General features: G+C 66.0%; 1 protein-coding gene. It reads right to left on the bottom strand.

Annotation, left to right across the window (positions count from 1 at the left end; all coding sequences use genetic code 11):
* Positions 1 to 255: 255 nt before the first annotated feature.
* The gene (locus ACIIOY_RS26725; protein ID WP_411037703.1) at positions 256 to 1,332 is read right to left on the bottom strand and encodes a DUF2793 domain-containing protein; all 1,077 of its coding nucleotides are present in this window, start codon (positions 1,330 to 1,332) and stop codon (positions 256 to 258) included.
* Positions 1,333 to 1,448 lie beyond the last annotated feature (116 nt).

The following is a 1,448-nucleotide window of genomic DNA, read 5'->3' as shown; positions in this document are numbered from 1 at the left end:
AGCCGTCCCGCACGCTCGCCGGAGCGCCGGAGTGAGAGCAGGAACAGTAACACCGCGAGTGCGATGGCGCCGTAGCGCAGCGCCGCCCGCATCCATGGGGCGGAGGCAATCCCGTCAACGCTCGTGAGCGCCACGGCGATGCCCCCCGGCGCAGGGTGTCGAGATTAGGGTACGAGCGGCAGGATGGCGGATCGGGTCTCGGCTAAGGCGAACCCCTGGTCGGATCGGGGGGGCTTCGACATCTCCCACCGCCGCTCACCCCACCTTCACGCCCCAGAAGGACGTATGGTCGGCGGCGAAATATCCATCTGCCGCCCGAAAGGTGCCCTGCAGCTCGACAGTGTCGCCTTGGGCGAGTGACGCCATGGTCTGCAGCCAGAGCGCCGTCGCCTCGGAGGTGTGCGCCCCGGATATCTCGCCGAACGATCCTCGGATCTCGGTCGAGCCGTTCAGCACGAGTCGTCCGCGCATCCGCGCCGTGGTGCTGGAATTGACCTTGTAGAGCAGCGTGGCGCCGAAGAGGTAGGTGCCGGCAACCGGTGCGACGAAGCGATTGTTGCCGGCATCGAATGCGCCCTGATCGTTATAGTCGGTGTTGTTGATGCCGATCTTCGTCCAGGTGTCGACAGCGACATAATTGTCGTAGTTCGTATACGCCTTGAAGCGCGGCAGCCGAGGCTGATCGACGATCCCGCTCGTGTTGTCGACAATGAAACCGTCGAAGAAGGCGCTGCCGTCAGCGGACACAGCGAGCCGGAACAGGTCCGACCCGAAGAGGCCGACGAGCGCTTTGGTGACATAGCCAGTCTGGAAGACATAGCCGAGGTCGCCGCCGGCAGCTTCCTTGTTCATCGTATAGAAGAGATCTCCGGTCCCACCCTCGCCAGCGGTCTTCGCAGTCCAGAGCGCGGCATTGAGCTTGGCCGAGAACGGATTGGCCGCATCGGCGGTCGTTCCGATACCGAGCAGCGCCATGTTCTGCAACTCGCCGGGCGTCGTGCCGACCCAGACGGAGCCGTCGTAGACCAGCAGCAACCCTTCGTCCTCCACCCAAGCCCGCCAGCCGGTTCGCGGCGGAAGGCGAAGCCAGGCACCGTCGGTCCAGAGCGCGACGTTCAGATCCCAGCCCGCCCACGCCGCGGTGGCGCCAGAGCCGACGATGTAGCGGTCGCCGTCGGTGGGGCTGCCGGGCGGCGCCGTCAGATCCCGATCGAGGACGGAGAGCTGGACGAGTCCGTCGAGCAGCCGCAGCGCCTCGTTGTGGGTGACATGCTTCTGTGCCTGCGCCGCCCGGATGTAGGGCAGAAGCAGATGGGTGGTGGCATCGGACATGGGCGTTCTCAGAATGTCAGTGTGACGGTCTTGGGCATGCCCCGCCCGATCAGGGCGGAGAGCTGGAAGATGCGGACGGTCAGCGTGTCGCCAGACCCGAGCGGCGCGCCCCAGTC

Origin of the sequence: Shinella agrisoli (genome assembly GCF_046557955.1) — a bacterium.
Classification (GTDB): Bacteria; Pseudomonadota; Alphaproteobacteria; order Rhizobiales; family Rhizobiaceae; genus Shinella.
This window is presented reverse-complemented; position numbering and strand designations above follow the sequence as displayed.

What these genes read in the sequence shown, in the direction of transcription:
- ACIIOY_RS26725 (WP_411037703.1), bottom strand. Translation starts at nt 1,332, where the DNA reads ATGTCCGATGCCACCACCCATCTGCTTCTGCCCTACATCCGGGCGGCG.